This is a genomic window from Cytobacillus dafuensis, from assembly GCF_007995155.1.
GTDB classification, from domain to species: domain Bacteria; phylum Bacillota; class Bacilli; order Bacillales; family Cytobacillaceae; genus Cytobacillus; species Cytobacillus dafuensis.
The window spans coordinates 3,166,683-3,191,621 of record NZ_CP042593.1; the positions used below are offsets into that span (position 1 = coordinate 3,166,683).

The window sequence follows — 24,939 nt, forward strand, 5'->3', positions numbered from 1 at the left end:
ATGGTGTTTGTACATGATCATTTTTATTTTCAAATGGGAGAATAATAAAAGGGAAAAGCTATAAAACTTTTCCCTAAACAACATTCTCAAAAATTGGTTCTGCATTTTCAAGCTTTTCCACTTTTTCTTCATGTCCATTATCTGAATTAATAAAAATTCGATACGTATCCTCTCCAAGAGTACCAAGAAACTCATAGCAAAGGACCTCTTGATTAATATCATTCTGAATTATCGCTAACCCTTCTTCCATAATTTTCACTTGAGGATTAATTTTAGTTCTTGCATCTTCAATTGAAATAACCGGTTTTGGAATATTTCTTTTATGGTTAGATTTTAAATATTCCCCTGCAGAAAACCCAACAATATTCCCATTATCCAGCGCAATCTTAACATTAATTGAATCAGGGTATATCCTTATATCATTTTGTTTTGAAACAAACGTAAACACACCTGTATGATTATATTGTGCACTTTCGAAAAGGTCTAAATCTTTAAATCCATTTTCTTTTAAGAAGGATACTGCTTTAATACTAGCCTCATTTAAACTAATTGTTTGTTTTTTAATATCCCTGTCTAAAATAAACCAAATTGGATAGCCGCCTATTTTTGTAATATCCATACTAGCTTCCTGTTTTGTTTTTTTATCTTGGACTGTGACACTATAAAATCCGTAAGCTGATCCTTTTCCATTTTCTGTTACGTTAATGTTTACATTATTCCCGAATCCAGCATATTTTTTTGCTTCTTGTACTGCTTCATTTTCTGTTATTTCTTTACCCTTTAAGTTTTGGAAGTTTTGATCTTTTTTTTCGAGACTTACCGTAGTAGGGCCAAGATCTGTCTCCCCATATCCTTCAACCGTTTTTTCAACTGTTTTAAAACCATCAATGATCGTATTGTCAGCAGTTTCTTTCCCCGTTGCAAGCGCCATTTCTACATCCATCCAACGGAGATTATTTTTTAATACTAAATGCTGAACCTTACGTAATTCATTTTGTATTTCTGCTGAATTTGAGTATAATTTCTTTAAGTTTTGATATTCCTTATCCGTTAATGGTTCTTTATCTAGATCTCTTACTGCTGTTCGATAACTAAAATCTCCGATATTAGAAAGGAACTCCTCTGTTTTATTAAAAGGCAGCAAGGTGAGCGGGAGCTGTCCAACATCTGAATGTGCCTCCGAAGTAAGCCTCCAAACATCAGCCAGTGCAGGTGATAATGATTTTCTAGAATTCATTGCCAATGTCGTTCCGATTTTGTCATGTAATAAATCTATTTTATTGGTAAGGCCATGAAATGCCCTCTGATAATTATTTTCCGCATTAATGAGGATCGCATTTTTCTCACGATGCTCTTGGTAACCCCAAAATGCAGTACCTGCTACTCCTAAAGTAAGTACACCTATTAATATTCCTCTAAGCAATATTCCTCACCTCTCTATTTACAAAAAATATGTTTACCTATTCTTTTAATCTGTGGCCTCGACCAAATCCAAGCACTTGTCGCTGTATCTGGATTAAAGTAATATAATGCATGTCCTGTAGGGTCCCAGCCATTAATTGCATCAATGACCGCCTCTTTTGCCTTTTCGTTCGGGGTTAGCCAAATTTGCCCATCAGCGACCGCAGTAAACGCACCTGGTTCAAAAATAACTCCTGAAACTGTATTTGGGAAAGTGGCACTATTTACACGGTTCAAAATAACTGCTGCGACAGCAACTTGACCTGTGTACGGTTCACCCCTCGCCTCACCATATACAGCATTCGCCATTAATTGGATATCATTTTGTGAAAATCCGTTAGGCACATTGGCAGCTGTTGGTTTTTGCTTCGCTGGTTTAGTCTTTTTTGCAGGTGCACCATTAGCAGATTTCTTTTGAGATTCAAGACTCGTTCCTCCGTAATGAGAAAACTTATTTCCTTTTGCAATTTGATTTTTGACAAATTGCTCATTATATTTTGATGCCTTGACAAGTTTATTTTTCGTACTAGCTCCAGCCATCCCATCAATATTTAAACCAAATTCATATTGAAAATTTCTTAAAGCCCAGTAAGTTCCCCATCCAAAAACCCCATCAATCTTACCATTGTAAAAACCAAGATATTGGAGCCTTGATTGCAGTTCAATCACATCATCTCCAACAGCTCCTTGTTGGATCACTTGATTTGAAAAAGCTAAACCTCTTCCCTCATTGCCACTCATGGGAAGTACGATTATACAAACAGAGATAATAAGAATTACCTTAGTAAACAACAAGTTCATTTTCATGGATAGTAACCTCCAAAGTAAATCTTTATAACATTATCTCTATATTTTGTAGTAGCTGGTTTTTTATGCAAACCTATGGAAATAAAAAAACTCTTCATTCCAAATTCGAATGAAGAGTTTTTAGAAGTCTAGCTGATTTCTGAAATGCTGGGCACTTAATTCTCTACCTTTCTTTACTTTTCTTAATCCTAACCACCATAGGAAAGTCATAAATGGAAACATGACAAATTGCCAATTTTTTTGAGTAATTAAAATGAAATCGTAAGTACCGTGAAGAATGATAGGAAAAAGTAATGAAAGAATAATCCATTTATATTTAGAGGTTGCTGAAAATTTCCCTTTTCCTATATAATAGCCCATGATAACTCCAAATAATGCATGACTTGATACAGGGAGAAGAGCTCGACCAATAGCATGTTCTAAACCATACGTAATAAGATAAAAAATATTTTCTAAGGTAGCAAAGCCTAATGATACAGCTGCTCCATAAACAATTCCATCATATGGTTCATCAAAATCAACATGCTGATAGATCGTATAGAATAAAATAAACCATTTAAAAAATTCCTCTAGCGTTGCTGATGAGAGAAACGCATTAATAAAACTGGACTCGATCATATTTTCAGTTTCGAGGACATGCTGAATAAACGCTATTGGGAATACAAGGAGCGCACCAAATAAAAAAGTCTTAAACACTGTATAGACCGGCTCTGAATCATATTGATCTTTTAAATAAAAATAGCTTAACAACGCTAATCCAGGGGCAATACCCGCAGATAATATACCAAGCATGTACTAGCCTCTTTTCTATTTTGCAGCAATATTTCATATAAGGAAACAATAATAATTATTACCTTCTTAATCGTAACATGATACGAGTAGAAAGAAAATCAAATTTCTATAAATAGTATAAAAAAGAGTACCATCACTCCATTGGTGCTGTTTTATTCAAAAACACACTTTTTACACTTTGGAATTTTTAGAAAGTAGAGGGAATCATAATGCAAAAGAAAAAAATTCTCGTCATTCACACTGGTGGAACAATTTCGATGAGTGAGGATGCATCTACAGGTGCTGTGAAGCCAACTGAAATCAACCCATTAACCGAAAAAACTAAAGAATTGCTGTCACTTGCTGAAATTATTATTGAAGAACCATTTCATCTTCCTTCACCTCATATTACACCTATTGAAATGTTTAAACTTAAGGAAATAATTGATTATCACTGTGGAAAAGAAGAAATTGAGGGTGTTGTCATAACACACGGGACAGATACTTTGGAAGAAACAGCTTATTTCCTTCATTTGACTATCCAAGCAGCATTACCAATTGTCGTAACAGGAGCAATGCGATCTAGCAACGAAATTGGTGCCGATGGTCTTTATAATTTAATTTCTTCAATTAGAGTTGCTTCGTGCGAAGAAGCCAAGAGCAAAGGAGTTCTTGTCGTATTAAATGATGAGATTCATACAGCAGAAAATGTAACAAAAACACACACTAGCAATGTATCAACTTTTCAAAGTCCTCAATATGGACCGATTGGTATTGTAACAAAAAGGGGTGTATTCTTCCACCACCTTCCAACAAATGACGAATATTACAAAATTGATAATGTTGCAAAGCGAGTTGCTTTAATGAAAGCGCATGCCGGAATGGATTCAACACTACTTTATGCTATACGTGATTTAGATTATCATGGAGTTGTTATAGAAGCGTTAGGACAGGGCAATTTACCGCCTGCAACAGTTGAAGGAATCAAAGCATTAATCGAAAAAAATATTCCTGTTGTCCTCGTTTCACGCTGCTTCAACGGAATTGCTCAAGACGTATACAGTTATGAAGGCGGAGGAAAACAATTAAAGGATTTAGGAGTCATTTTTTCAAATGGCTTAAATGGGCAAAAAGCACGAATTAAGTTACTTATTGGCTTAGCGAGTACAACTAATAATAAAGAGATTGAAGATATGTTTAACGTTTAATGACTTAAATTGAGCTTAAGGGGCAGTCTCAAAGCCGAAAATTCGACTTATGAGACTCCCCCGTGTTAATTCTTGTTTTTTATTAATTCAGCTATTAACCCACCATGAAAGCGGCCATTTTCTATGAATATCTCATTTGCATTATTCCCTGCAGCAATAACACCAGCAATGAATATGCCTTCAATATTTGTTTCCATTGTTTCATTATTAAAAAATGGTCTTCCTGTCTCAGAATCAATCTTGACACCTATCGATTTCAAAAATGTATGATCTGGATGATAGCCTGTCATGGCAAAGACAAAATCATTTTTCAACTCAAAAACCTCATTATTTTTCATATAGATGACTTTATCATCAAAAATTTCTTTTAAATGTGCATTAAATTCCATTTTAATTACACCATTACGAATTAAGGCATCAAATTCAGGTAATATCCAAGGCTTTATACTTGGTGAATATTCGTTTCCCCGATAAATAACTGTAACTCTTGCACCAGCCTTAACCAATTCTAACGCCGCATCAACACTTGAATTTTTACCGCCAACAACAACTACATCCTTATCAAAATATGGATGCGCTTCCTTAAAATAATGGTAAACCTTATGGGAATCTTCCCCAGGAATATTCATGTAATTAGGATGATCGTAATAACCTGTTGCAATGATGACATAGTTTGAAATATACTGACCCTTATTTGTTACAACTAAAAATTCCTTATTTTCTTGCTTGGTAACCTTTAAGACCTTTTCATAAGCATTAATATTTATGTTTTTTCTTTTTACCACTTCACGGTAATAGGATAACGCTTCATTTCGTCTTGGCTTATATTCAACAGTAATAAAAGGTATATTGCCAATTTCTAGTTTTTCACTTGTACTAAAAAAAGTTTGGTGTGTCGGATAATGATAAATGGCATTAACTATGTTCCCCTTTTCGATAACAAGTGGTTTTAACCCGATTTCTTGAAGCGAAATCGCCGACGCTAACCCACAAGGGCCACCACCTATAATTATTGCATCTTCTCTTCTCATTTTTCAGTGTACTCCTTTCAGAAAAGCGAAACTTAGAAAAGCACAAGCGCCTGCGGAACAAGGAAAGAAAAGATTGTTCCTGTGATGCTGCATGCGCTAGTCAGTATTAGAAAAACTTGACCTTTGCCAAGTCCTTTTTGACTAAGGCCTTAGTTTTTCTTATGCGATCTTATTAGCAGATATTATTTGAAAACACTTCACTTTAGTACGTTAATAAACTTAAACTTTCTTATTAGCTAAAATAAAAATCTCCCATCAAATATGATAGGAGATTTCCAATAAAGAATCAAATGAACAACTTATCATAACTAATAACTATAAGCTCGTAAAAAAAGTCGTTCCTCTTATACCCAACCACGGAATCTTGAAGCTTCAGCCATTTTGCGAACTCCAACCATATAAGCAGCAAGACGCATGTCCACACGGCGAGATTGCGCTGTTTCATAAATATTATTGAAAGATTGCACTAAGATTTTCTGAAGTTTTTCTTCAATCTCATCCTCAGACCAGTAATAACCTTGGTTATTTTGTACCCATTCAAAGTAGGAAACTGTTACTCCACCAGCTGATGCTAAAACATCAGGTACAAGTAAAATTCCACGTTCAGTTAATATTTGAGTAGCTTCCAATGTTGTTGGACCATTTGCAGCTTCAACAACAATTTTCGCTTTAATATTGTGTGCGTTTTCATCTGTAATTTGATTTTCGATTGCAGCTGGAACTAAAATATCGCAATCTAACTCTAAAAGTTCTTTATTTGTAATTGTATCGTTAAATAGATTTGTTACTGTTCCAAAGCTGTCGCGACGGTCTAGTAAATAATCTATATCTAATCCATTTGGATCATGTAATGCACCGTAAGCATCGGATATACCAATAACTTTTGCCCCAGCATCATGAAGGAACTTAGACAAGAAGCTTCCAGCGTTTCCAAAACCCTGCACTACAACTCGTGCACCTTCTAATTCAATGCCTTTCTTCTTAGCAGCTTCTCTAATGCAGATTGTTACACCTTTAGCAGTCGCTGTTTCACGACCGTGTGAACCGCCTAATACTAATGGCTTTCCAGTAATAAATCCTGGTGAGTTGTACTCATCTATTCTACTGTACTCATCCATCATCCATGCCATAATTTGTGAGTTTGTAAATACGTCTGGTGCTGGAATATCTTTTGTCGGTCCAACAATTTGACTAATTGCACGTACGTATCCACGGCTTAGTGCTTCCAATTCTCGGAAAGACATATTACGTGGATCACAAATTATTCCACCTTTTCCTCCACCATATGGAAGATCAACTATTCCACACTTTAAGCTCATCCAAATTGAAAGGGCTTTAACTTCCTTTTCAGTTACTCCTGGATGAAAACGGATTCCACCTTTTGTTGGTCCAACTGCATCATTATGCTGCGCACGGTAGCCAGTGAAGACTTTCACTGTTCCATCATCCATCCGGATAGGGATTTTAACTGTCATCATTCGTAGAGGCTCTTTCAGAAGCTCGAATACCTCATCAGAATAACCTAGCTTTTCCAATGCCTTATGAATAACAGTTTGGGTTGACTTTAACACGTCAAGCTTGTCTTCTCTATTTGTCTCAGTACCATTATTGGCTACCATTTTGTGTAAACCTCCTAGAATCACTTTCATTTGTTGTCCGCTTCCAGACATTAGTATACACCTTTGATTTTTTTATGCAAGATGAAAAAAGTTTTTTTCCGCATTTTTTGATAATTTTATGTAAACGCTCTCAATTCATTTATATAAAGTATGTACGAAGTTTCTATACCCCACTCAATCATTACGTTTAGAGAAAGTGTTAAGAACAAAAAATGAAGAAGTATGAAAAGAGGAGGAATAAATCCTCCTCAAAAATATATTTAGCTATCATTACTTAAAAAAATATACAAGCTTTTCTATAGCACTGTCCTTCATAACTACAGATCCGTATTCTTCCAGCATATGAATGCTTACCATTGAAGGATTTCCGTATTCTGTTAGAACCGCGACAAGTCTATTTATATCATTCGCATTTTGATTGGAAAGATAAAAATAATAGGAGTCTTTAAAAGCATAAAGGGTGCCGTTTGTAATGTTCATATTATTAAGACGCTTTGCAAGCTGAATCACATTTTCAAATTCCCTAAATTCAAAAAGGATTTCCTCGTCCCCACCCATTATTAACTGCATTTCGATAAAGCCATCCTGAAGAAGCTCCTCATCGTCCTGTTCTTCCATTGTAACGATCATTATCATCCCTTGTGCTTGCATAGAGAAAATCTCTACAGCAACTGAGCCTTGAATTTCAACCCCGAATTCTGCACTCGCTTCGTCAAGCATATCATGAAAAAGTTGATGCCATTTCATGGAATCCTTCCAAATATCTTCTTTTGTAAGCCCTCTTTCCGATAAATCATCTAGGGTAAGAAATATTTTAATTTTATTGTAATTTAATCGTTCTAAGCGCATGTATATGCCCCCTGATGTGAACCAACTCTTTTGTTTAGTGTATGAAAGTAAAAAAAATTGGTGAGTCATGTAAGTTATTTTACCCAATTTGCGCTTTTTTCCGCTTCACTCTTAATATTTGTTACCCTTTTTTATTGTCACAAGATGTGTTTCTGATTTTGCACCCAATCTTAACGGCAAAGCAGTTGTTCCGTAGCCATTACTAGTTAATAAAACTGTTTCTTTTCGCTTCTTTAAACCACCTTTTTGATACGGACTATAGCCCAAAATATGAATTTGGCCACCATGGGTATGCCCACTTAACACTAAACGTATTTGGTGCTCCTTTTTTATTTTGCTGATAATTTGTGGATTATGGCTAACTAAAATTTTAAATCCAGTGTCATCTGCATCTTCTAATGCTAAATCTAATCTGTCGCGTTTTCTGCCTATATCATCAATTCCTAAAAGGATTAACTTATCTCCTTTTACCGATTCGAAGGAAACAGCCGTATTGGCGAGAACCTTTATCCCACAATCTAATAGAAGGGCATCTAACGCACGAAAATCCACTTCGTAGTCATTATTTCCCCAAACAAAATATACTGGGCCCAGCTTTCTTAAATTTTGGAGATTTTGTTTTACTCTTTCAAAGGGTACCCCCTTTTCCAATAAATCTCCCCCTATAATAACCAAATCGGCCTTTTTTGATAGTACTTCCTCTATAATTTTGTCAGAGATAACTCTCTTATGTATATCAGAAATGAAAAAAATCTTGACTTCCCCAAAGCTTTCTGGAAAGTCTGAAAAAGTAACTACATTTTGAATAACTCGGTCAGCAAAAGCTTCCTTGGACATATAAATAAGAAGTCCTACTCCGAGAATTAATACAAATGTGATAATAAAAATCATAATGCCTCCTGCCACGTATTCAATCGACTAGTTTTCAACAAATTATAGCTTCTTAAAAATCTATAGAAATAATACCATATATAATTGAAAAACAGAAAAATACTACTGTTTGCCAAAACCCAATATTTATTAAGGTAATAAAATTAATAACAAATATAATGCATATTAGAACATTAAAATTACATTCCCTATTTTTTATTGAATCAATTGCCTTTAAAATCATTTCTTCTCTGATCATTTCTGCAGTGATTAGAACACCAACGATAATAACAAGGCTAGCTGCAAAAAAATTTAAGGGATTTAATATATATGAAAACACAAGTTCCGTAATATTAATTATTGGAATTGGAAACCATTCTATAAACAATAATCCACAGAAAAAACTAATGATACAATAAAATGCATGACGATTCAAAAAGAATCCCTCCCCATACAAATTGTATGAGAGGGATTCTTCTTCCTTTCTTAATCTTCGTGAACATCAAGAATTCTAAATCCTGAAGCTTCTAGTTTTTCTATAAATTTTTGTATATTGTCCTTCTTTTCAATCTTCATCACGATTCTGCGAACTAGCTTATCAGTCTCATCAAAGGTTACAATGGAAATAATATGCTCATGGAATTGATGGGCTATTTCTGACAACCTCGCCAATCTTCCTTCTGTTTCAGATGCAGTAAAGGCAATACGTACACCTGGTTTATTCATTCCAAATGCAGATTGGAATTGATTTAGGACATCAAATCGTGTAACAATCCCTGCAAATTTCTGTTTTTCATCAAGAACTGCAAGAAGTGGGAAATCCTTCAAACTAAGGAAAGTTTTCTCGAAAATTTCATTCCCCTTAAGATATTGATCCTTATGGGTTGCAATATCCTTCACTTTTGTATTCTGCAAATAATCTTCCTTCGTTTGTCCAGCATTAAAATAGTTTTCATAGATTCTGTACCTTGTTACGACACCAAGATAGGTATCACCATCTAAAACTGGTAATCCATCAATATGATGCTCTTCTAATTTTTCGAGTGCTTCCTTAATTGATGATTCGTGATCAATCGTATAACTAGAATGTCTAGGAATCATAACGCTTTTGACAAACATTTCAATCACCTCAAAGTATTATTTACAGTTGCGTATTTAATAATTCTACAATAATATTTAAAATCCCTTTTTATATCTAACATGAATTATAAATTTTTGTCATAAGATTGAATGAGTCACATAAGAGGAGGGACAACATGTTTACACTTCAAAAAGCTTGGCATCCATATATTAGCCCCTTTGATCCTTGTAAGCCTATTACAGTAAAAACGTATTCGACCCCACCCAATCTCTATATGGGTTTTCAGCCTCCAAATCTCCCTCAATTTTCACCAACAGAGGCATTAAGAGCTGGTACACTATGGAAGGCCTTTTATGATCCTTGGTATAGTCCATATGAAAAAGCCAAAAGGGGGCAGTCTCAATGAAACAAATGCCTGCCGATTACTATCAATTATTAGAACAACTCCAAGCTGTTGATTTTGTATTAGTGGAACTCACCTTATATTTAGATACCCATAATGATGATGAGGATACTATCAATCAATTTAACCATTATGTAAGTGAAAGAAAAAAAATTAGCAGGGCATTTGAAAGCAAATTCGGTCCACTTATGCAATTTGGGCATAGCTATTCAGGAAAACCATGGAATTGGGTTGATACTCCATGGCCATGGCAAGTGTAAAACGAATTTTAGAAGTTGTTTATGAAGGAGGGGCTGAATAGATATGTGGGTCTATGAAAAAAAATTGCAATACCCAGTTCGTGTAGGTACTTGTAACCCAAAGCTCGCAAAATTCTTAATAGAACAATACGGTGGAGCAGATGGAGAACTTGCTGCTGCTTTACGATATCTAAATCAGCGCTACACCATTCCAGATAAGGTCATCGGACTTCTCACAGATATTGGAACAGAAGAGTTTGCTCATTTAGAAATGATTGCCACAATGGTGTATAAGCTAACGAAGGATGCAACACCAGAACAAATGAAAGCAGCTGGTCTAGGCGCTCATTATGCTAATCATGATAATGCACTTTATTATGAGAATGCTGCTGGATCACCTTGGACTGCCACCTATATACAAGCTAAAGGTGATCCAATTGCTGATTTATACGAGGATATTGCTGCAGAAGAAAAAGCACGCGCAACTTATCAATGGATCATCAATATGAGTGATGATACCGACTTAAATGATAGCTTACGTTTCTTAAGGGAAAGGGAAATCATACATTCACAAAGGTTCAGAGAAGCTGTTGAGATTCTAAAGGATGAACAAGGGAAAAAGAGGGTATTTTAGTAGACATACCCTTCGGAAAAGAAGCAGGCAATTTTTTTTTGATTCTGCTTAAATTATTTATTTTCATGATACAAATTAATATCATAATTTGCTTTCATCATTTCAAAAACGGTATGCCTGTTTTTCCATTCATCTTCCTTTTTCCAAAGATCTTTACTTTTGTCAATGATTTCACATCGTAAAGCATGATATTCTTTCTCTGCTTTTTCCCTTTTCTCTCGCAATAAATTCATAAGCCCGTACAAACCAACAATAAATATTAGATAATAAAAATTAACAGACTGGTTGACATATGTCGAGAACATAGAAGCAAATGAATAGGAATAAGGCTTCATTATGGTTTGATAAATATAGAAAAAGTAGAAAAATGACAAAAATACAGTTGCCCACATAATAATTAAATGCCTCAATTTATATTTATCAAACTTTCTTTTCCTTTCAACAACTTTTTGAAGCATTTGTCTTGTAGCCTGATCAGTTCGATCATCTAACAGTTTTATTGATGACTCCATTGTTCCCCCTCCATCTACATAGCCCATTAAGAAAACGAACAATAATTGTTCACATACCCTTTTTTTCTAGTTTATGAGCTTGTACCTCACTATATGATAGGGAGAATAAGAATCTATTTTTTTGGAATGACTAAAACTTGCCCTACTTGAATTTCATCACTTTTCAGGTTATTTTCTTTTTTTATTATATCGACTCCTGATTGATATTTAAGTGCAATCCGAAAAATGTTTTCATTCGGCTTCACAGTATGATAAATTACACCTTTATCATCTGCCTCTTGAACTTCCTTATCCTGTTGATTTAGTTCACTTTCTGAAGGAACTGCTGACCCTTTATTATCCGAATTCTCCTCTTCTTGCGTTTTAGGAACAGGGACGGATCCTTCTACTTTCTTTTCTGAATCATCTACTGACGAATCATCTTTATCCGGAACTTCTTCTCTTTCCTCTATCTTTGTCTCTTTATCCTCATTTTCACTTTCATATCCAACTGCTTCATACCCTTGCTGATCTGTGCTAACCTTTTCTGCATTACCAGGCTTATCCTTATTTAAAGAATAATGTATGCTGAATATCGCAATTGGCAGAAGAATAAACATTAAAGCTAGAAGACGTATAATAGGATATTTAACCTTCCATTTACTTTTTTGCCTTTTTTCTCGATGAAGCCTGCTTCTTGGTGGTAAAGAAGCTTTTTCTGCTGTCATGTCTTCTGGCTCCATGTTCCTATACACTTTCTTCCGAAGCCGTTCTGCTTGATCTCTATAAGGGCCTTCTTTGTTCATGGTATATCCCTTCCTATATGTTTACGGTATTTTATAACTATTCCTAGTAAAAAATCAATAATAAAATGCATAAATATAGTCACAAATAAATTGTCTGTTATCAAGAATATATATCCTATTAAAAAGCTTAATACAATTACATTTAAAAACAAAAACCAATTAAAAATATAACGATAATGAACAACAGCAAATACAATACTTGATACCACTAGTCCAAAATGTGTTTGAATAACACCACGAAATAATAGCTCCTCACAAAAAGCAACAATTGCAGCAATGAATGCGATATGAATGACACTTCTATTTCGAAATATCCTTTCATTTAATCCGCCATCATCGTAATAAGCATGAGGTAAAAACTTCATTAAAGTAATATCAAGCATAACTACCAGCAATCCAGCTATTCCACCTATAAGCCACATATTCCGATCATGTAGTAAAAAGAGATTAAGAAAATCTGAGATATGATCAAATAATATTAAGCCTAATATGGCTGATATTGCTAATAGGATTACTTGCGTTAAATATAAATGAAATAGCAGCTCCCTGTCTGAAAGCTCTTTAATTAACTCTGAATACTTATTCTTCATTTTTTCTCTCACTTAAAAGTATTTCTGCCAAATGATTTTTCCAATGAAAAGAAGACTCAATTTTAATAGAAGGCTCTTTTGTTATAAAGGAATAGAATTCACTATAATCAACTCCACAGCAATCACAACAGTTCTTCATCTCTATTGTCTTTTCTTCATTAAAATAGTTCAAGATCTTTTTTCTACGGCACTCCGTTAATTGTGTCCATCTATACATTTCTTGAATCTTGTTCAACTTTATCAGCATGCGCTCGTTTATGAACTTCTTTAATTGATCAATTGTTTTTTCTATGTGGGCTCCATTATTACACTGTAAAAAGGCTTCGACCATTCTCCATTGGTTGTCTGTGAACCCTGAAACTCTTTTTATTTCACTTTCAAAAAGGCTTAAATTATTCAGTGCTTCACGATGTTCCATCAGCCATTTATATAACCAATCTAATTGTGCATCACTTGGCAGCTCTCCTTCAACGAGCTGATTAGGAAGTTGCTCATCCCCAGGGGAATATAGTAATAGAGCTAGACTTTGTTTTCCATCTCTTCCAGCACGCCCAATTTCTTGTAAATATGATTCAAGCTGAAGTGGCATGTGAAAATGAATGACATAGCGAATATTATCTTTATTTATTCCCATTCCAAAAGCACTTGTCGCACAAATCACATCTAGTTGACCTTGGATAAATTGTTGCTGAATTAATATTCTAGTTTCTTGCTCCAATCCTCCATGGTATGCAGCTACCTTACTGAATCCTCTTTCTTTAAATAACGACACCATCTGTTCAGACAATTTCTTACTTGAAAAATATATAATTCCTGGCCCTTCCAAACTCGTAATAAGCTCAACCAATCTTTCCGTTTTCTCTTTATAAGTTCTAATGCTTTCCACTATTAACGATATATTCGGACGGTCAACAGAATAAATAAATTCCTCCCATTCCCCTATTTTTAGAGAAGTGATAATATCATCTTTAACTTCAGGGGTGGCTGTTGCCGTCAATGCAAGTGTTAATGGCGACCCTAATCTCTCTCTAATCTCTCCAAGCTTATTATAATCTGGTCTGAAATCATATCCCCATTGTGAAATACAATGGGCTTCATCAATTACAAATAAGTCAATACCAATTTCTTTAAGCTTATTCATTACTTGATCGGATCTAAGCATCTCTGGCGATAAAAAAATAAATTTATATTTACTCAATTGATGCAGAGCTTGATATTTTTCCTCATGTGATAAAAAGGAATTTAAAGCTATCACTCTCTTTTCACCATTCATCATCATCTGCTCCACTTGATCCTGCATCAAGGACAAAAGAGGAGAAACAATAACTATTTTCCCTTTTAATAAATATCCTGGCAATTGGTAGCACAACGATTTACCAGTACCAGTTGGAAGCATGGCTATTGTATGTTTCCCATCTAGAATGGAGGAAATTATTTCTTTTTGACCAATTCTAAAAGAAGAATAATTGAAATGCTTTTGGAGCACATCTTCAAGCTTCATACTTTTTCACCAACTCGAGTCAATACTAAGCGAATTTCAAAATAATCTGCATCTGGTATGAATTGTCGTATTTGCTTTAACTGTTTTGAATTACTCGCCATTATTGCATTTAAGATTAATTCTTGTTTTTCTGTGGAAACAAACGAGGAAATATCAAAACCGCTGCAGTTTAATGATATTTCAACGATATGATCCTCTATTGTATTTCTTTTAAGTCTTCGAATTCGGGCAATCTCCTCTATAAAGAAGCCTTTTTTGATCAAATCATAAGTCTTCTTTGCAGAGTGAGTTAGTGATACATTTTCTTTATCTTCCGTTACAAACAATCTCAATATTGGAAAATCAGTCGGATTCGCCTGGATAGTTTCAAGCATATAATGAATTAGTCCTTTAAACCGGAATTGATAAGTATCATTATCCAAGTTCATTTTTTCAGCAGCTTGGCTCGAGGTAAGTCCAATAATCTGATACCCTGTTAATCTTAATACAAGTAACGAAGGGTCAATTTCTCTATATCCTTCAAGGCACTCTACTAATTCTTTGTAAAGTTTAACGCCGAGTTCTTCTCTGTTCAACCCAGTACCTTGTATAAAACCTTTAAGCCAAAAATGAACTTCTTTTTTTCGTTGAATCGGGATAAACTTTGAATCCCAGCTTTTCAAATGCGAAACGACTTGTACCGCTAGTGACAGCCTTTCCCAAAATAGCTCTGTTACTTGATGGAATTTCCAACCATTTAACGACTTAGGAATTGGCTGTTTCTCAAAAAACAATTTCATCTGGTTTAATCCATCTGAAGTTAATCGAAAGCGTTGCTGAGGAAAGCCTTCTAGAAATCCTTGTTTTTCCATTTCCAAAACCAATTCCTCAAATTCAATACGTGTTAAGTCAGTAAAAGTATGGAAAAGGTTTGTTAATTGAAAGAAATGAGCATCTTGTATAGTTTGAGCAGACTTTTTCCCCTTCAATAAGTGAAAAATTGAATAGATGGTTCGCTGAGCATCAATACGATGTAAACAAAATAATATTAGCATCTTTATTAAAGAGTCATTCATTCGATCACCATATATGTATACTATTAAGGAATTAATAATACAATTTAGTATAGTTTAAAAATACTTCTATTTTTATTCTATCACGAATGAAAATAGAGAACCTCTTTAATTCTTACTTTTCTAAGAACCTTGTGTGATAAGCATTCTCAATACTTTTCCTATTGAAAAGTTAAGCATTCAGTTTTACAATAGGGATGAGGAATTCGTTTCCATCTTTATAAAAGATCAAAATTAAGAATAATTCGCTTATTATTTTGGGAGGTAATTTTTCATGGCAAAGTACACTATTGTTGACAAAGAAACATGTATTGCATGTGGAGCATGCGGAGCAGCTGCACCTGATATTTACGATTACGATGATGAAGGCATTGCATTCGTTACTCTAGATGATAACCAAGGAATTGTTGAAATTCCTGATGTATTAATTGATGACATGATGGATGCTTTCGAAGGCTGCCCAACAGATTCAATTAAAGTTGCTGATGAATCATTTGATGGCAACCCACTTAAATTTGAATAGTCATTTCTTGATATAAATTATTTATTGCTCCCTTACTCTAAGATGTAAGGGAGTTTTTTATAGAATCAATAATAAAAAGCAACGGTGCAGGCCGTTGCTTTTTTAATTTCAATATTAAGCTGCACTTTTTAATGATTTTTGCTTGCTAATCCAAGTGTTCATCCTTGCAAAAATAAGCATAAATACGGTCGTAATGATTAGACCTTTTATAATATTAAACGGCAAAATGCCTTTTATAATCATTGTACGCATTTCAGGCGCTGACATGGCAGGCATATTTAAGAAGAATGTATAGGCAGGTAAAATGAGAAAATAATTTAACACACTCATCATAATTGCCATTATAAACGTTCCAGCTACTAAACCAAAAGTCATGCCTTTTTTTGTTTTTAGCTTGTTATACACATAGTAAGTTGGTAGAACAAACAAAATACCCGCAATAAAATTGGAAATATGGCCAACAGGTACACCAGTAGCACTACCTGTCATGAAATAATCTAAAATATTTTTAAACAATTCAACTAAAATTCCAGCCACTGGTCCAAAGATTAACGCTGCGATTAATGCAGGGATATCGCTGAAGTCAATCATAAGAAATTGCGGAAATGGCGGCATCGGAAAATTCAACAGCATTAATACATAAGCTATACTGCTTAACATCCCAATTGAAACTAAAGCTTTAACTGAAAATCTATTCATGTTCCTCTCTCCTAATTAGGACTATCTCTCCTAAAGAAGAAAGGTTCAGCAGTCAAAGTTAAGCCCAGACAAAATAAAAACCCCAAGTATGACACTTGAGGGAGATTTTCCAAGGCTCACTAAATAAACGTTCAAATAACCTGCAATTTTTGAACGTCTGCAGAACCTCCATCTTCTCCCATCCAGACTATACTGTCGGCTTTGGAATCACACCAAATCCTGCCCAAGCAAAGATATTATCCAAAATTGATATCGGATAAATGTCTCCTCTTAAAAAGGCTCGCGGGCTTAGAGAAACCTCTCATCACCGCCGGTCGGGAATTTCACCCTGCCCCGAAGATAGACCGTATTGTATTTTACAAATAATATTATACTTGAAAGCATAAAAAATGAAAAGGTTTACTCGTCAACTTTAATCAGTGATAAATATGACAATCTAACGACTTTATTAAATTAAAGCGATTACACGTTAAATATGCACAATCAATTGAATTGACATATAACTATTGTTTTGTAAAATTATCGTCTCAATAAATCGGATTATCCTTTAATAAAAAAATAGAAGACATTAACCGACATCCTACATTTTTACAGATGTCTATTAATGTCTTTTTTAGGTTTATTTAACATTTTTCTAAAATTGATATTTCATTATCATTATTCCTAGAGCTTGTACATACTTCCTCCTATAAATAATAAGCTGATACAAAGCCCCATTAAACATGCAATAATAAATCGTTTTAAATAATCCCGCATTTTTTCCTCCTACATCATTACATAATCCTAGACCTCTATTACAATATTCACACTATGCTGACTTGATCCTATTTAGAACCACATAAAGTAAAATATGCATTTTGACTATATAGAAAAAGACGAACCAAATGGATCGTCTTAACAATTAATGGGTTATCGTTCGTTTATTAGCTGCGACTGGAACCTTAATTTCATGATCTAAATTAAATTTTCCTATTTTATCTATTTGTGCATTTTCCAATTTCACTGCATCATAATTGAATTCTTTTGCTGTTAGCAGAATGGCTTCAATTGTATGCAATGTTTTGGCGTCGTCATTAATAGTAGAGCCTTTCTTAAAGCGAATCGTCAATTTGTTTTCTGCAGGACCCTTTACTGTTTCAAACTGAATATCTTCAGGAATAGAAGGAATTAATTTCTCATTTCCCGTTCCCTTTCTCATTGATGAAAACGCATCTTCAATTGTACTTACTTCCTCACTATTTGGAACAATAAATGGTTTTGATTCTGCCTTGCTAGGATAATAAAAATAATAAGCATGGTTTCCAAACTGATCATCACCAGGCACAAATTTCTCAATCGTCCCATTATACCCAAAATCAATTCCAGGATTTCCATCTGTTGAAAAATTAGTTTCTTTAATATTTAAAGACTTCATCGTACTGGTTAAAACCTGAGATAAAATATTCTCAGTAGAACCTGAAAAACTATATGACTGATTTGCTGGAACATCAAAATTTAATATTTTTTTATCTTCTTCATATTTTAATTCAGCCATTAAAGGGTAATAATCGTACAAACCCCAGTCATTCTCAGTAAGCCTTTTCATATTATCTTCAAAAAGTTTAAATTTTGTTTTATTCTCTTCATTTGAAACAATAATACTTACAGGCACAATAAATTCGACATTATCATCGGGTATAGCATAAGTCAAAACTTCGCGACCAGCAATATCCTCTTCATAAACAGCCGTACTTTGATCCTCGGCCTCTATTGAGCGTAAACCAATATTTTCATTCATATCATTGCTTTCTTTTGCTGCAAAAGGTACTGCACTTTCATCATTGGTAGAATTTTGCTCTTTGTCTTGGGTTATATTCTTTTTTTCCATTGCTATCTCGGCACCTGATGAAGATTTATCTGCTGATTCCATTGATTTTTCTTCTGTATTCTGAAAATTAAATAGGCTGGGAACAAGTATGAATAATAAGAGTAAAGCTGCTGCAGTCGCTGCAGTTGGCATTATCCAAACTTTATGCTTTCGCCTGCTTAATTTTATTGAAATGTTTTGATAAATTTCCTGCGGATCCCGTTCATCTATAATTTTAGGAAGTTGGCCTAATAATTCCTCTATCTGCTCATCGCTCCACTCTGACTTCCTCAATATCCATCCCCTCCTTTCTTCTTTTATCTTCCATATGTCCTTTAAGAACCTTTAAGGCCCTATGCTGAGTCGTTTTTACCTTGCTTTCAGTCCAGTTTAATGCTTCAGCTGTTTCTGTAATCGTAAGCTCATGCATATATCTCATAACAATAACTAATCTTTGATCAACCGTACAATGGTCAAGACATTGATAAATGAGCTGAATCTCTTCCTTTTGAATAGCAATTTCTTCAGGTATTGGATATTCATCCATTACCTGCTGTGTCGTCCAGTCAAACTTCTCTAATATTCTTTGTTTCCATCCTTTTTGTTTTCTGAAAGAATCGATCGCAACATTTCTAGCAATAGAAAAAAGCCAAGTTTTCTCACTGCTTTTTCCTTCAAAACGTTCATAGGATTTAAGAACTCTAATATATACCTCCTGAACTAGATCCTCAGCAAGTTCCTTGTTTTTGACCATATAAAAAAGAAATTGAAAAACATCATGATGATATTTTCTATATAATTCATCAAAAACGGAGTCCATCAGTTCCCCTCCCCGTTCAATAAAATAGTCGTATATAACTAAATAAAAGTTACATTTGAATATAGATTCCTCTTTGAACTATTATACTTTTTCTCCTAATAAAAAAGGAAGGATTTTTCTGTAAATCCTTCCCTTTTACGATAGCTTTTCAATTATAATGTTTCTTGTGAATCAAGAACAATCGGCACTTTTTTCTATATTATTCTATATTTCGAGGAATAAATAGAGAAAATGTCGTACCATGGCCAACCTTACTTTGGACCGAAATTTGTCCCTTATGGGCATGAACAATATTTTTCACAATAGCAAGACCAAGTCCTGTCCCTGAACGACCTCGAGTTCTCGCTTTATCGGCTTTATAGAATCGTTCGAAAACAAAAGGAAGGTCTTCTTCCGGAATACCTGATCCCGAATCTATGACCTCAATATATAAACCTCGATCGTCCGTATGCTCAGATACTGTCACTACTCCCGTATTTGGGGTGTGACGTATTGCATTATCAATTAAGTTTGTCAGCACTTGTTCCATTCCATCAGGATCGAAACAAAACCAAACCTCTTTATTACCAAGCTCAAGACTAAGCTGAATGTCTTTTTCTTTTGCTAGTCCTTGAAACTTCCGGTTAATTTTTTGAAGAAAAGGATGAACCTCAACTTCTTCTTTTATTAATTGTATATGTCCTGCTTCCATTCTTGCAAGATCTAGAAGTTCATTCACTAGCCTGCCCATTCTTAAAGATTCATCATATATGACTCTTGCCATTTCTTTCTTTTCTTCATCTGTTCCAGCGATATCATCTACAATTGCTTCACTATAACCTTGCATCATAGCGATAGGTGTTCTAAGCTCATGTGAAACATTAGCGATAAAATCCTGTCTTAGCTTATCAAGCTGTCTTTCTTCGGTCATATCCCTAATAACTGCAACTGCTCCGCGAATGTACTTATTATTATACAGTGGACTTACTATCATAACCCAAAATCTTCCTTGTATAGATATCTCGCCCACTTGCTCCTTTTCAGTATTTACAGCTTGCTGAAAAAGCTCCATAACTTTAGATGGGACAGCGGCAGTATCCTTGTTGCCTACATCCTGCTCATAGTACCAGTTATGCAAAAAACGTTCTGCTGGCGGATTCGTAATCAAAATCGTCCCATCATTATTAAAAGTAATAACACCATCTGCCATTCCACTTAAAATACTGGCAAGCTGCTCTTTTTCTTGGCTTAGTGCATTCATATTAAACTTCAACTGTTTTCCCATTTGGTTAAACGCAATTGCTAATTCACCAATTTCATCTTGAGATGGAAAAGGTACCTTCGTATCAAATTTTCCTCTAGCAACCTCAAATGCTGCCTCACGCATTTTTCTTAACGGAGCAGTAATTCTTGTTGATAAGAAAAAAGCAAATATGGTAGTTAAGATTATTGCAACACCTGCAGCAAGAAAAATAAACTTTGTAGTCGAACTAGTTGTTTCTTGCATAACTTCTAGTGATTGATAAATATAAACCGCACCATTTTTACTTGTAGTATCTTTTAGAGGTACACCGATGATTAATATTCTGGATTCATCTTTGCTATTATCTTTATTCTCATTAAATGAAGACATTTTTTTTACTGTTTTACCTTCAGTGATAACCTTTTGTAGATCAGCATCCTCAGTAAAATAATTAATTGGCAAATTGAATGATCTGTTTCCTTTTGGTGAGTAATAATATTCCTCAGGGTTTGCCACTATGACAACCCCAGTGACATCATCGACTAATTCCCAAGAAATCTCCAACCCGATATCTCGATCATGCTCATCTAATATTCGTGCAATTTTCTGCGCTGTATTAGTTAGTCCTCTTTCCAATTCATTAATATGATAGCTTTCAAAAAACTCTAATAACATAATCGTTAAAATAAATAATACAAAAGAAACAAGTAAAAGAATTGTAAACCAAAGTTTGCCTACAACGCTACGCCAAAGCATCATTCATTTATAACCTCGAACTTATAACCGACACCCCATACTGTAACAATCATTTTTGCTGCTTGCTCAGAGACTTTATTTAATTTCTCGCGTAAGCGCTTTACATGTGTGTCTACAGTTCGTAAATCCCCAAAAAATTCGTAATGCCATACTTCTTTAAGTAATTGTTCACGATCAAATACTTTATCTGGAGATTTCGCAAGAAAATAAAGCAATTCATACTCTTTCGGAGTCAAGCTAACTTCCCTTCCATCTGCTAATACACGATGGGCATCATGATCAATTGTTAAGTGAGGAAACACAATCACATCTTTTGTTGTTGTTTCTGCTTGAATAAAAGATGTTTTAGATGAACGGCGCAACAATGCTTTCACACGAAGAACCACTTCTCTCGGGCTAAAAGGCTTTACAATATAATCGTCCGTTCCTGCCTCAAATCCTTGAACTCTGTTTACTTCTTCGCCTTTAGCTGTCAGCATGATAACCGGAGTTGCTTTTTTCTCCCTAAGCTCCCTGCATACTTCAATTCCATCTTTACCAGGCATCATTAAATCAAGAAGAATGATGTCAAAATCATTAGCAAAAGCCTTTGTTAACGCCTCATTGCCGTCCTCCGCTTCTTCAATGATGAAATTTTCACGCTCTAAGTACATTCTTAATAAACGTCGAATTCTTTCCTCATCATCCACAACTAAAATTCTAACATCCTTTTCCATATCCATTATCCCCCAATTTAGTTCCCAAAAATGATTTATATTTTGAAATAAGCCCCCACAAAGGTGAAGGCTTTTAAAATTATTAATTATTTCATTAACTCTTAAGATCCTGCGTAAGAATGAAGACCAGCTAGAACAAGGTTAACAGCTACTAGATTAAACATAATGATAACAAATCCTATAACTGCAAGCCATGCAGACTTTTCACCATGCCATCCTTTAGATAGTCGGAGATGGAGAAATGCTGCGTAGAAAAGGAATGTAATGAGCGCCCATACTTCCTTTGGATCCCATCCCCAAAAACGTGTCCAAGCAATTTGTGCCCAAATCATAGCAAATATCAACGCGCCAAGTGTAAAGATAGGAAACCCTATTAAAACAGAGCGATAGCCTATCTCATCTACTAAATCCAGATTAATATTTTTAACTATTGGTTGTAAAGCTGCACCTATACGTTTACGTAATATTAATCGAATCAGTAAATATAGTATAATTCCTGATACTATTGACCAAATAACTGTATTCAATTTTTTTGCATTAATGATGGCAGGTACATCAACAATTGGTTCGAATTTCTCAGCCGTGAGCAATTCACCTTTATGAGGTCCTACCAATGCTGGCATATGATATTCCAATTTAGCTTCCGTGTCAGTTTTGTCGATCCAATTAAATTCAGCTTTATAATCCATTGCTGAAAAAGTGGAGGATACAATAATAAATCCAAGGGTACAAACTAAACCAAACATAATTGCCTCTAACCAAAAGGTCCTTTTACTTGCCTTGGATTGATCAATTGCTTTTATTAAATAAATAATCCCAGCTGCAAAACTAATTGCCAAAATTGCTTGCCCAACAGCAGCTGTCGTTACATGGATATGTAGCCAATCACTCTGCAAAGCAGGAATAAGCGGAGAAATCTCACGCGGGAACATGCTTGCATAGGCAATCATCAAAATAGCTACAGGAAGTGTAAATACTCCGAGCATTGGAGTTTTGTATATAAAATAGATGACAATGAATGCTCCTACAAGAGACATTCCAAAGAAAGTTGTAAACTCAAACAAATTACTTACTGGAGCATGACCAGCAGCAATCCAACGAGTAATAAAATACCCCAATTGTGCAGCAAAACCAACAATAGTAACAATAATCGCTAATTTCGCCCACTTATTTGGGCCCTTTTCTGCACTTTTCCCTTTTTTATCCTTTATAGAGCCAGCAAATAAAACAGTGGCTACTAAATATAGGAAGAAGGATGCATATAATAAATTTCCACTAAGACTTACCACTTAGCTCCCTCCCCGAATCCTTATTTTCGTTTTGAACTTGATCTTCCGGCTCGTTAATTCCAGTATTTTCTAGAATAATACCAATTTCTCTTTTCAAGCCGTGCCAGTTTTTATTCGTATGGCCTGCAACCCAAACTTCATTGTTTACACGACGAATCCAAATACGGCGGTGATTCCAATATGAACCTTGAGCAACACCAATCATAAAGATTAATCCACCTAAAGATATAATCCAAAGCGTCAAATCTTTTCGAACGGTGAGACCGGATACATTTTTCGTGTCGATCCCTTTGAATGCCATTTTATATGTATTATCTCCGAAAGGCTCAATCGTTTGACGAATAGCTACAAAACTTACTTCCCCTTCAGGCTTATCAGGAGTCAGCATTTTAAAGACGAAAGCTGGATTGTTTGGAATTCGTGATTTTGTAACCGGTTCTCCATTTTCATCAAATTCGAAATCTGGAAAATAGCTTACTACTTCAACTGAATATCCGTTCCCTAAATCATATTTTTCCTTAGGGTCATTTAAATCCACAGTCAGCGTGCCGAACTCTTTATTTGTTTGTTTATTAGTAAGAGCAAAGGTCATTTTGTTCAATTCATTTAATTTATATGTGGATTGATACAATGCAAAGCGTTCAAATCTCAAAGGATCATTAACACGAATCTCATAATCCTTCACTTTTTCAAGCTCAGGTTTTTCTCCAGCAATCGAATCCCCTTTCTTTTTATATAGGGTTACATTGGACTGATAATTTTTTGCTACCATCCCAGCATTTTCAATTGCTTCACTAAAAACTTCCTTGTCTTTATTTTTATCATAAACTTCCAGTATAAACTGGTCACTGTTCAAATAATATTCTCCGTCTGTTTCTGGAATCACCTTAGTTTCCCCTTCACGGATCCACATAACCTCGTCTACATACATACCAGGGACAAAGCGGAGCATTCCACCAATCAAGAAAATAATTAATCCAATATGATTTACATAAGGACCCCATCTTGAAAATCTGCCTTTTTCAGCAAGAATATTGCCATCCTCTTCACGAATATGGTACCTTTTTTCTCTTAATTTTTCTTTTACCTTTTCATATGATTCTTCCAAGTTTTCAGCTTCTGAAATTCCAAATAGCCGCTGGCGTTTTAGGAAACCTTCATGTCTTGTCACACGCTGAGCCTTCAAAGCTCGATAAAGAGGAATTACCCTATCCAAACTACAAATGACAAGCGAAATGCCAATTGACGCTACTAACACTAAATACCACCAAGAACTATAAAGATTGTGGAAGCCAAGTTCATAATATAGTTTTCCTAGCCAGCCGTACTGATCTTCATAAAACACTTCAGCAGGCATCGTAGGAGGAATATACATTTCCTGTGGAAAAATAGTTCCCAAAGCTGATGCGATTAGTGTAATGACGATTAGCCATACACCAACCTTTACAGATGAGAAAAAATTCCAAATTTTATCCACTATTGTTTTATTGTAAGTTTGCGAGCGGCGTGCACTTCCTTCATAGCGCATATCGACAAGCTTCTTTTCCTTCTCATGCTCCTCGAGAATTCTTCCGCAAGCTTCACAAAGAATTGTGCCATGAGGATTCACATGTCCGCACTCACATTTTACATCCTTCATTATAAAAACTCCCTAT

At 34.8% G+C, this 24,939-nt stretch carries 26 protein-coding genes and 1 riboswitch; of the genes, 5 read left to right on the forward strand and 21 right to left on the reverse strand.

What is annotated here, in order from left to right:
* Window positions 1-73 precede the first annotated feature (73 nt).
* The 3 genes from ypeB to prsW all read right to left on the reverse strand — a co-directional run bounded on the left by ypeB (window position 74) and on the right by prsW (window position 3,060).
* The gene (ypeB, locus tag FSZ17_RS15060) at window positions 74-1,423 is read right to left on the reverse strand and encodes a germination protein YpeB (protein ID WP_057771376.1); all 1,350 of its coding nucleotides are present in this window, start codon (window positions 1,421-1,423) and stop codon (window positions 74-76) included.
* 14 nt (window positions 1,424-1,437) lie between these two features.
* On the reverse strand, window positions 1,438-2,268 hold the full coding sequence (gene sleB / locus FSZ17_RS15065) for a spore cortex-lytic enzyme (protein ID WP_057771377.1): 831 nt from the start codon (window positions 2,266-2,268) through the stop codon (window positions 1,438-1,440).
* 120 nt (window positions 2,269-2,388) lie between these two features.
* On the reverse strand, window positions 2,389-3,060 hold the full coding sequence (gene prsW / locus FSZ17_RS15070; protein WP_057771378.1) for a glutamic-type intramembrane protease PrsW: 672 nt from the start codon (window positions 3,058-3,060) through the stop codon (window positions 2,389-2,391).
* Window positions 3,061-3,269: 209 nt separating this feature from the next.
* On the opposite strand from prsW, the gene FSZ17_RS15075 reads away from it, so the two are divergent.
* Window positions 3,270-4,247 (forward strand): asparaginase, encoded by a 978-nt coding sequence (locus FSZ17_RS15075; protein ID WP_057771379.1) that lies wholly within the window; start codon window positions 3,270-3,272, stop codon window positions 4,245-4,247.
* 65 nt (window positions 4,248-4,312) lie between these two features.
* On the opposite strand, the gene FSZ17_RS15080 is transcribed toward FSZ17_RS15075, so the two are convergent.
* The 6 genes from FSZ17_RS15080 to FSZ17_RS15105 all read right to left on the reverse strand — a co-directional run bounded on the left by FSZ17_RS15080 (window position 4,313) and on the right by FSZ17_RS15105 (window position 9,735).
* Entirely contained in the window at window positions 4,313-5,278 is a 966-nt protein-coding gene (locus FSZ17_RS15080; RefSeq protein ID WP_057771380.1) for a YpdA family putative bacillithiol disulfide reductase, read from the reverse strand.
* A 344-nt stretch (window positions 5,279-5,622) separates the two neighbouring features.
* Complete coding sequence (locus FSZ17_RS15085) at window positions 5,623-6,897, reverse strand: Glu/Leu/Phe/Val family dehydrogenase (protein ID WP_057771535.1); 1,275 nt, start codon at window positions 6,895-6,897, stop codon at window positions 5,623-5,625.
* 270 nt (window positions 6,898-7,167) lie between these two features.
* Entirely contained in the window at window positions 7,168-7,746 is a 579-nt protein-coding gene (locus tag FSZ17_RS15090) for a genetic competence negative regulator (protein WP_057771381.1), read from the reverse strand.
* Between the two features lie 111 nt (window positions 7,747-7,857).
* On the reverse strand, window positions 7,858-8,637 hold the full coding sequence (locus FSZ17_RS15095) for a metallophosphoesterase (protein WP_057771382.1): 780 nt from the start codon (window positions 8,635-8,637) through the stop codon (window positions 7,858-7,860).
* 52 nt (window positions 8,638-8,689) lie between these two features.
* Window positions 8,690-9,052 (reverse strand): hypothetical protein, encoded by a 363-nt coding sequence (locus FSZ17_RS15100; protein ID WP_057771383.1) that lies wholly within the window; start codon window positions 9,050-9,052, stop codon window positions 8,690-8,692.
* Between the two features lie 50 nt (window positions 9,053-9,102).
* Entirely contained in the window at window positions 9,103-9,735 is a 633-nt protein-coding gene (locus tag FSZ17_RS15105) for a CBS domain-containing protein (protein WP_057771384.1), read from the reverse strand.
* Window positions 9,736-9,872: 137 nt separating this feature from the next.
* Between FSZ17_RS15105 and FSZ17_RS15110 the strand changes: the two genes are divergently transcribed.
* From FSZ17_RS15110 to FSZ17_RS15120, 3 genes are read left to right on the forward strand one after another with little or no spacing between them, the layout of a single operon-like run.
* Entirely contained in the window at window positions 9,873-10,103 is a 231-nt protein-coding gene (locus tag FSZ17_RS15110) for a spore coat associated protein CotJA (RefSeq protein WP_057771385.1), read from the forward strand.
* Window positions 10,100-10,360 (forward strand): spore coat protein CotJB, encoded by a 261-nt coding sequence (locus FSZ17_RS15115; RefSeq protein WP_057771386.1) that lies wholly within the window; start codon window positions 10,100-10,102, stop codon window positions 10,358-10,360. The genes FSZ17_RS15110 and FSZ17_RS15115 overlap by 4 nt, the downstream gene beginning before the upstream one ends.
* Window positions 10,361-10,403: 43 nt before the next feature.
* Complete coding sequence (locus FSZ17_RS15120; protein WP_057771387.1) at window positions 10,404-10,973, forward strand: manganese catalase family protein; 570 nt, start codon at window positions 10,404-10,406, stop codon at window positions 10,971-10,973.
* Between the two features lie 53 nt (window positions 10,974-11,026).
* On the opposite strand, the gene FSZ17_RS15125 is transcribed toward FSZ17_RS15120, so the two are convergent.
* The 5 genes from FSZ17_RS15125 to FSZ17_RS15145 all read right to left on the reverse strand — a co-directional run bounded on the left by FSZ17_RS15125 (window position 11,027) and on the right by FSZ17_RS15145 (window position 15,416).
* Complete coding sequence (locus FSZ17_RS15125; RefSeq protein ID WP_057771388.1) at window positions 11,027-11,485, reverse strand: YpbF family protein; 459 nt, start codon at window positions 11,483-11,485, stop codon at window positions 11,027-11,029.
* Between the two features lie 113 nt (window positions 11,486-11,598).
* On the reverse strand, window positions 11,599-12,270 hold the full coding sequence (locus tag FSZ17_RS15130; RefSeq protein WP_057771389.1) for a LysM peptidoglycan-binding domain-containing protein: 672 nt from the start codon (window positions 12,268-12,270) through the stop codon (window positions 11,599-11,601).
* Window positions 12,267-12,860 carry a CPBP family intramembrane glutamic endopeptidase gene (locus FSZ17_RS15135; protein ID WP_057771390.1) on the reverse strand — a complete coding sequence of 198 codons (594 nt, stop codon included), beginning with the start codon at window positions 12,858-12,860 and terminating at the stop codon, window positions 12,267-12,269. Before FSZ17_RS15135 ends, FSZ17_RS15130 begins: the two co-directional genes overlap by 4 nt.
* Window positions 12,850-14,361, reverse strand: a complete 1,512-nt coding sequence (locus tag FSZ17_RS15140; protein ID WP_057771391.1) for a RecQ family ATP-dependent DNA helicase — start codon at window positions 14,359-14,361, stop codon at window positions 12,850-12,852. Before FSZ17_RS15140 ends, FSZ17_RS15135 begins: the two co-directional genes overlap by 11 nt.
* Complete coding sequence (locus FSZ17_RS15145) at window positions 14,358-15,416, reverse strand: YpbB family protein (RefSeq protein ID WP_057771392.1); 1,059 nt, start codon at window positions 15,414-15,416, stop codon at window positions 14,358-14,360. Before FSZ17_RS15145 ends, FSZ17_RS15140 begins: the two co-directional genes overlap by 4 nt.
* 271 nt (window positions 15,417-15,687) lie before the next feature.
* Between FSZ17_RS15145 and FSZ17_RS15150 the strand changes: the two genes are divergently transcribed.
* On the forward strand, window positions 15,688-15,936 hold the full coding sequence (locus FSZ17_RS15150) for a ferredoxin (protein ID WP_057771393.1): 249 nt from the start codon (window positions 15,688-15,690) through the stop codon (window positions 15,934-15,936).
* 114 nt (window positions 15,937-16,050) lie between these two features.
* Here FSZ17_RS15150 and FSZ17_RS15155 read toward each other — a convergent pair whose 3' ends face one another.
* The 7 genes from FSZ17_RS15155 to resB all read right to left on the reverse strand — a co-directional run bounded on the left by FSZ17_RS15155 (window position 16,051) and on the right by resB (window position 24,923).
* The gene (locus FSZ17_RS15155; RefSeq protein WP_057771394.1) at window positions 16,051-16,635 is read right to left on the reverse strand and encodes an ECF transporter S component; all 585 of its coding nucleotides are present in this window, start codon (window positions 16,633-16,635) and stop codon (window positions 16,051-16,053) included.
* Window positions 16,636-16,801: 166 nt separating this feature from the next.
* Window positions 16,802-16,980: riboswitch (FMN riboswitch) on the reverse strand.
* Between the two features lie 556 nt (window positions 16,981-17,536).
* The gene (locus FSZ17_RS15160; protein WP_057771395.1) at window positions 17,537-18,775 is read right to left on the reverse strand and encodes a GerMN domain-containing protein; all 1,239 of its coding nucleotides are present in this window, start codon (window positions 18,773-18,775) and stop codon (window positions 17,537-17,539) included.
* Window positions 18,750-19,301, reverse strand: a complete 552-nt coding sequence (gene sigX / locus FSZ17_RS15165) for an RNA polymerase sigma factor SigX (protein WP_057771396.1) — start codon at window positions 19,299-19,301, stop codon at window positions 18,750-18,752. The genes FSZ17_RS15160 and sigX overlap by 26 nt, the downstream gene beginning before the upstream one ends.
* 199 nt (window positions 19,302-19,500) lie before the next feature.
* The gene (locus FSZ17_RS15170) at window positions 19,501-21,282 is read right to left on the reverse strand and encodes an ATP-binding protein (RefSeq protein ID WP_057771397.1); all 1,782 of its coding nucleotides are present in this window, start codon (window positions 21,280-21,282) and stop codon (window positions 19,501-19,503) included.
* Window positions 21,279-21,995 carry a response regulator gene (locus FSZ17_RS15175; RefSeq protein WP_057771398.1) on the reverse strand — a complete coding sequence of 239 codons (717 nt, stop codon included), beginning with the start codon at window positions 21,993-21,995 and terminating at the stop codon, window positions 21,279-21,281. Before FSZ17_RS15175 ends, FSZ17_RS15170 begins: the two co-directional genes overlap by 4 nt.
* Before the next feature lie 101 nt (window positions 21,996-22,096).
* The gene (gene ccsB / locus FSZ17_RS15180) at window positions 22,097-23,284 is read right to left on the reverse strand and encodes a c-type cytochrome biogenesis protein CcsB (RefSeq protein WP_057771399.1); all 1,188 of its coding nucleotides are present in this window, start codon (window positions 23,282-23,284) and stop codon (window positions 22,097-22,099) included.
* Window positions 23,271-24,923, reverse strand: a complete 1,653-nt coding sequence (gene resB / locus FSZ17_RS15185; protein ID WP_057771400.1) for a cytochrome c biogenesis protein ResB — start codon at window positions 24,921-24,923, stop codon at window positions 23,271-23,273. The genes ccsB and resB overlap by 14 nt, the downstream gene beginning before the upstream one ends.
* Window positions 24,924-24,939: the final 16 nt, after the last annotated feature.

Coding starts and splice junctions, on each gene's coding strand:
- sleB (WP_057771377.1), bottom strand. CDS start 2,268: ATGAAAATGAACTTGTTGTTTACTAAGGTAATTCTTATTATCTCTGTT.
- FSZ17_RS15140 (WP_057771391.1), bottom strand. CDS start 14,361: ATGAAGCTTGAAGATGTGCTCCAAAAGCATTTCAATTATTCTTCTTTT.
- FSZ17_RS15135 (WP_057771390.1), bottom strand. CDS start 12,860: ATGAAGAATAAGTATTCAGAGTTAATTAAAGAGCTTTCAGACAGGGAG.
- FSZ17_RS15145 (WP_057771392.1), bottom strand. CDS start 15,416: ATGAATGACTCTTTAATAAAGATGCTAATATTATTTTGTTTACATCGT.
- resB (WP_057771400.1), bottom strand. CDS start 24,923: ATGAAGGATGTAAAATGTGAGTGCGGACATGTGAATCCTCATGGCACA.
- FSZ17_RS15150 (WP_057771393.1), top strand. CDS start 15,688: ATGGCAAAGTACACTATTGTTGACAAAGAAACATGTATTGCATGTGGA.
- FSZ17_RS15170 (WP_057771397.1), bottom strand. CDS start 21,282: ATGATGCTTTGGCGTAGCGTTGTAGGCAAACTTTGGTTTACAATTCTT.
- FSZ17_RS15130 (WP_057771389.1), bottom strand. CDS start 12,270: ATGAACAAAGAAGGCCCTTATAGAGATCAAGCAGAACGGCTTCGGAAG.
- sigX (WP_057771396.1), bottom strand. CDS start 19,301: ATGGACTCCGTTTTTGATGAATTATATAGAAAATATCATCATGATGTT.
- FSZ17_RS15085 (WP_057771535.1), bottom strand. CDS start 6,897: ATGGTAGCCAATAATGGTACTGAGACAAATAGAGAAGACAAGCTTGAC.
- FSZ17_RS15115 (WP_057771386.1), top strand. CDS start 10,100: ATGAAACAAATGCCTGCCGATTACTATCAATTATTAGAACAACTCCAA.
- FSZ17_RS15090 (WP_057771381.1), bottom strand. CDS start 7,746: ATGCGCTTAGAACGATTAAATTACAATAAAATTAAAATATTTCTTACC.
- prsW (WP_057771378.1), bottom strand. CDS start 3,060: ATGCTTGGTATATTATCTGCGGGTATTGCCCCTGGATTAGCGTTGTTA.
- FSZ17_RS15095 (WP_057771382.1), bottom strand. CDS start 8,637: ATGATTTTTATTATCACATTTGTATTAATTCTCGGAGTAGGACTTCTT.
- FSZ17_RS15175 (WP_057771398.1), bottom strand. CDS start 21,995: ATGGAAAAGGATGTTAGAATTTTAGTTGTGGATGATGAGGAAAGAATT.
- FSZ17_RS15120 (WP_057771387.1), top strand. CDS start 10,404: ATGTGGGTCTATGAAAAAAAATTGCAATACCCAGTTCGTGTAGGTACT.
- FSZ17_RS15080 (WP_057771380.1), bottom strand. CDS start 5,278: ATGAGAAGAGAAGATGCAATAATTATAGGTGGTGGCCCTTGTGGGTTA.
- FSZ17_RS15075 (WP_057771379.1), top strand. CDS start 3,270: ATGCAAAAGAAAAAAATTCTCGTCATTCACACTGGTGGAACAATTTCG.
- FSZ17_RS15110 (WP_057771385.1), top strand. CDS start 9,873: ATGTTTACACTTCAAAAAGCTTGGCATCCATATATTAGCCCCTTTGAT.
- FSZ17_RS15155 (WP_057771394.1), bottom strand. CDS start 16,635: ATGAATAGATTTTCAGTTAAAGCTTTAGTTTCAATTGGGATGTTAAGC.
- FSZ17_RS15125 (WP_057771388.1), bottom strand. CDS start 11,485: ATGGAGTCATCAATAAAACTGTTAGATGATCGAACTGATCAGGCTACA.
- FSZ17_RS15105 (WP_057771384.1), bottom strand. CDS start 9,735: ATGTTTGTCAAAAGCGTTATGATTCCTAGACATTCTAGTTATACGATT.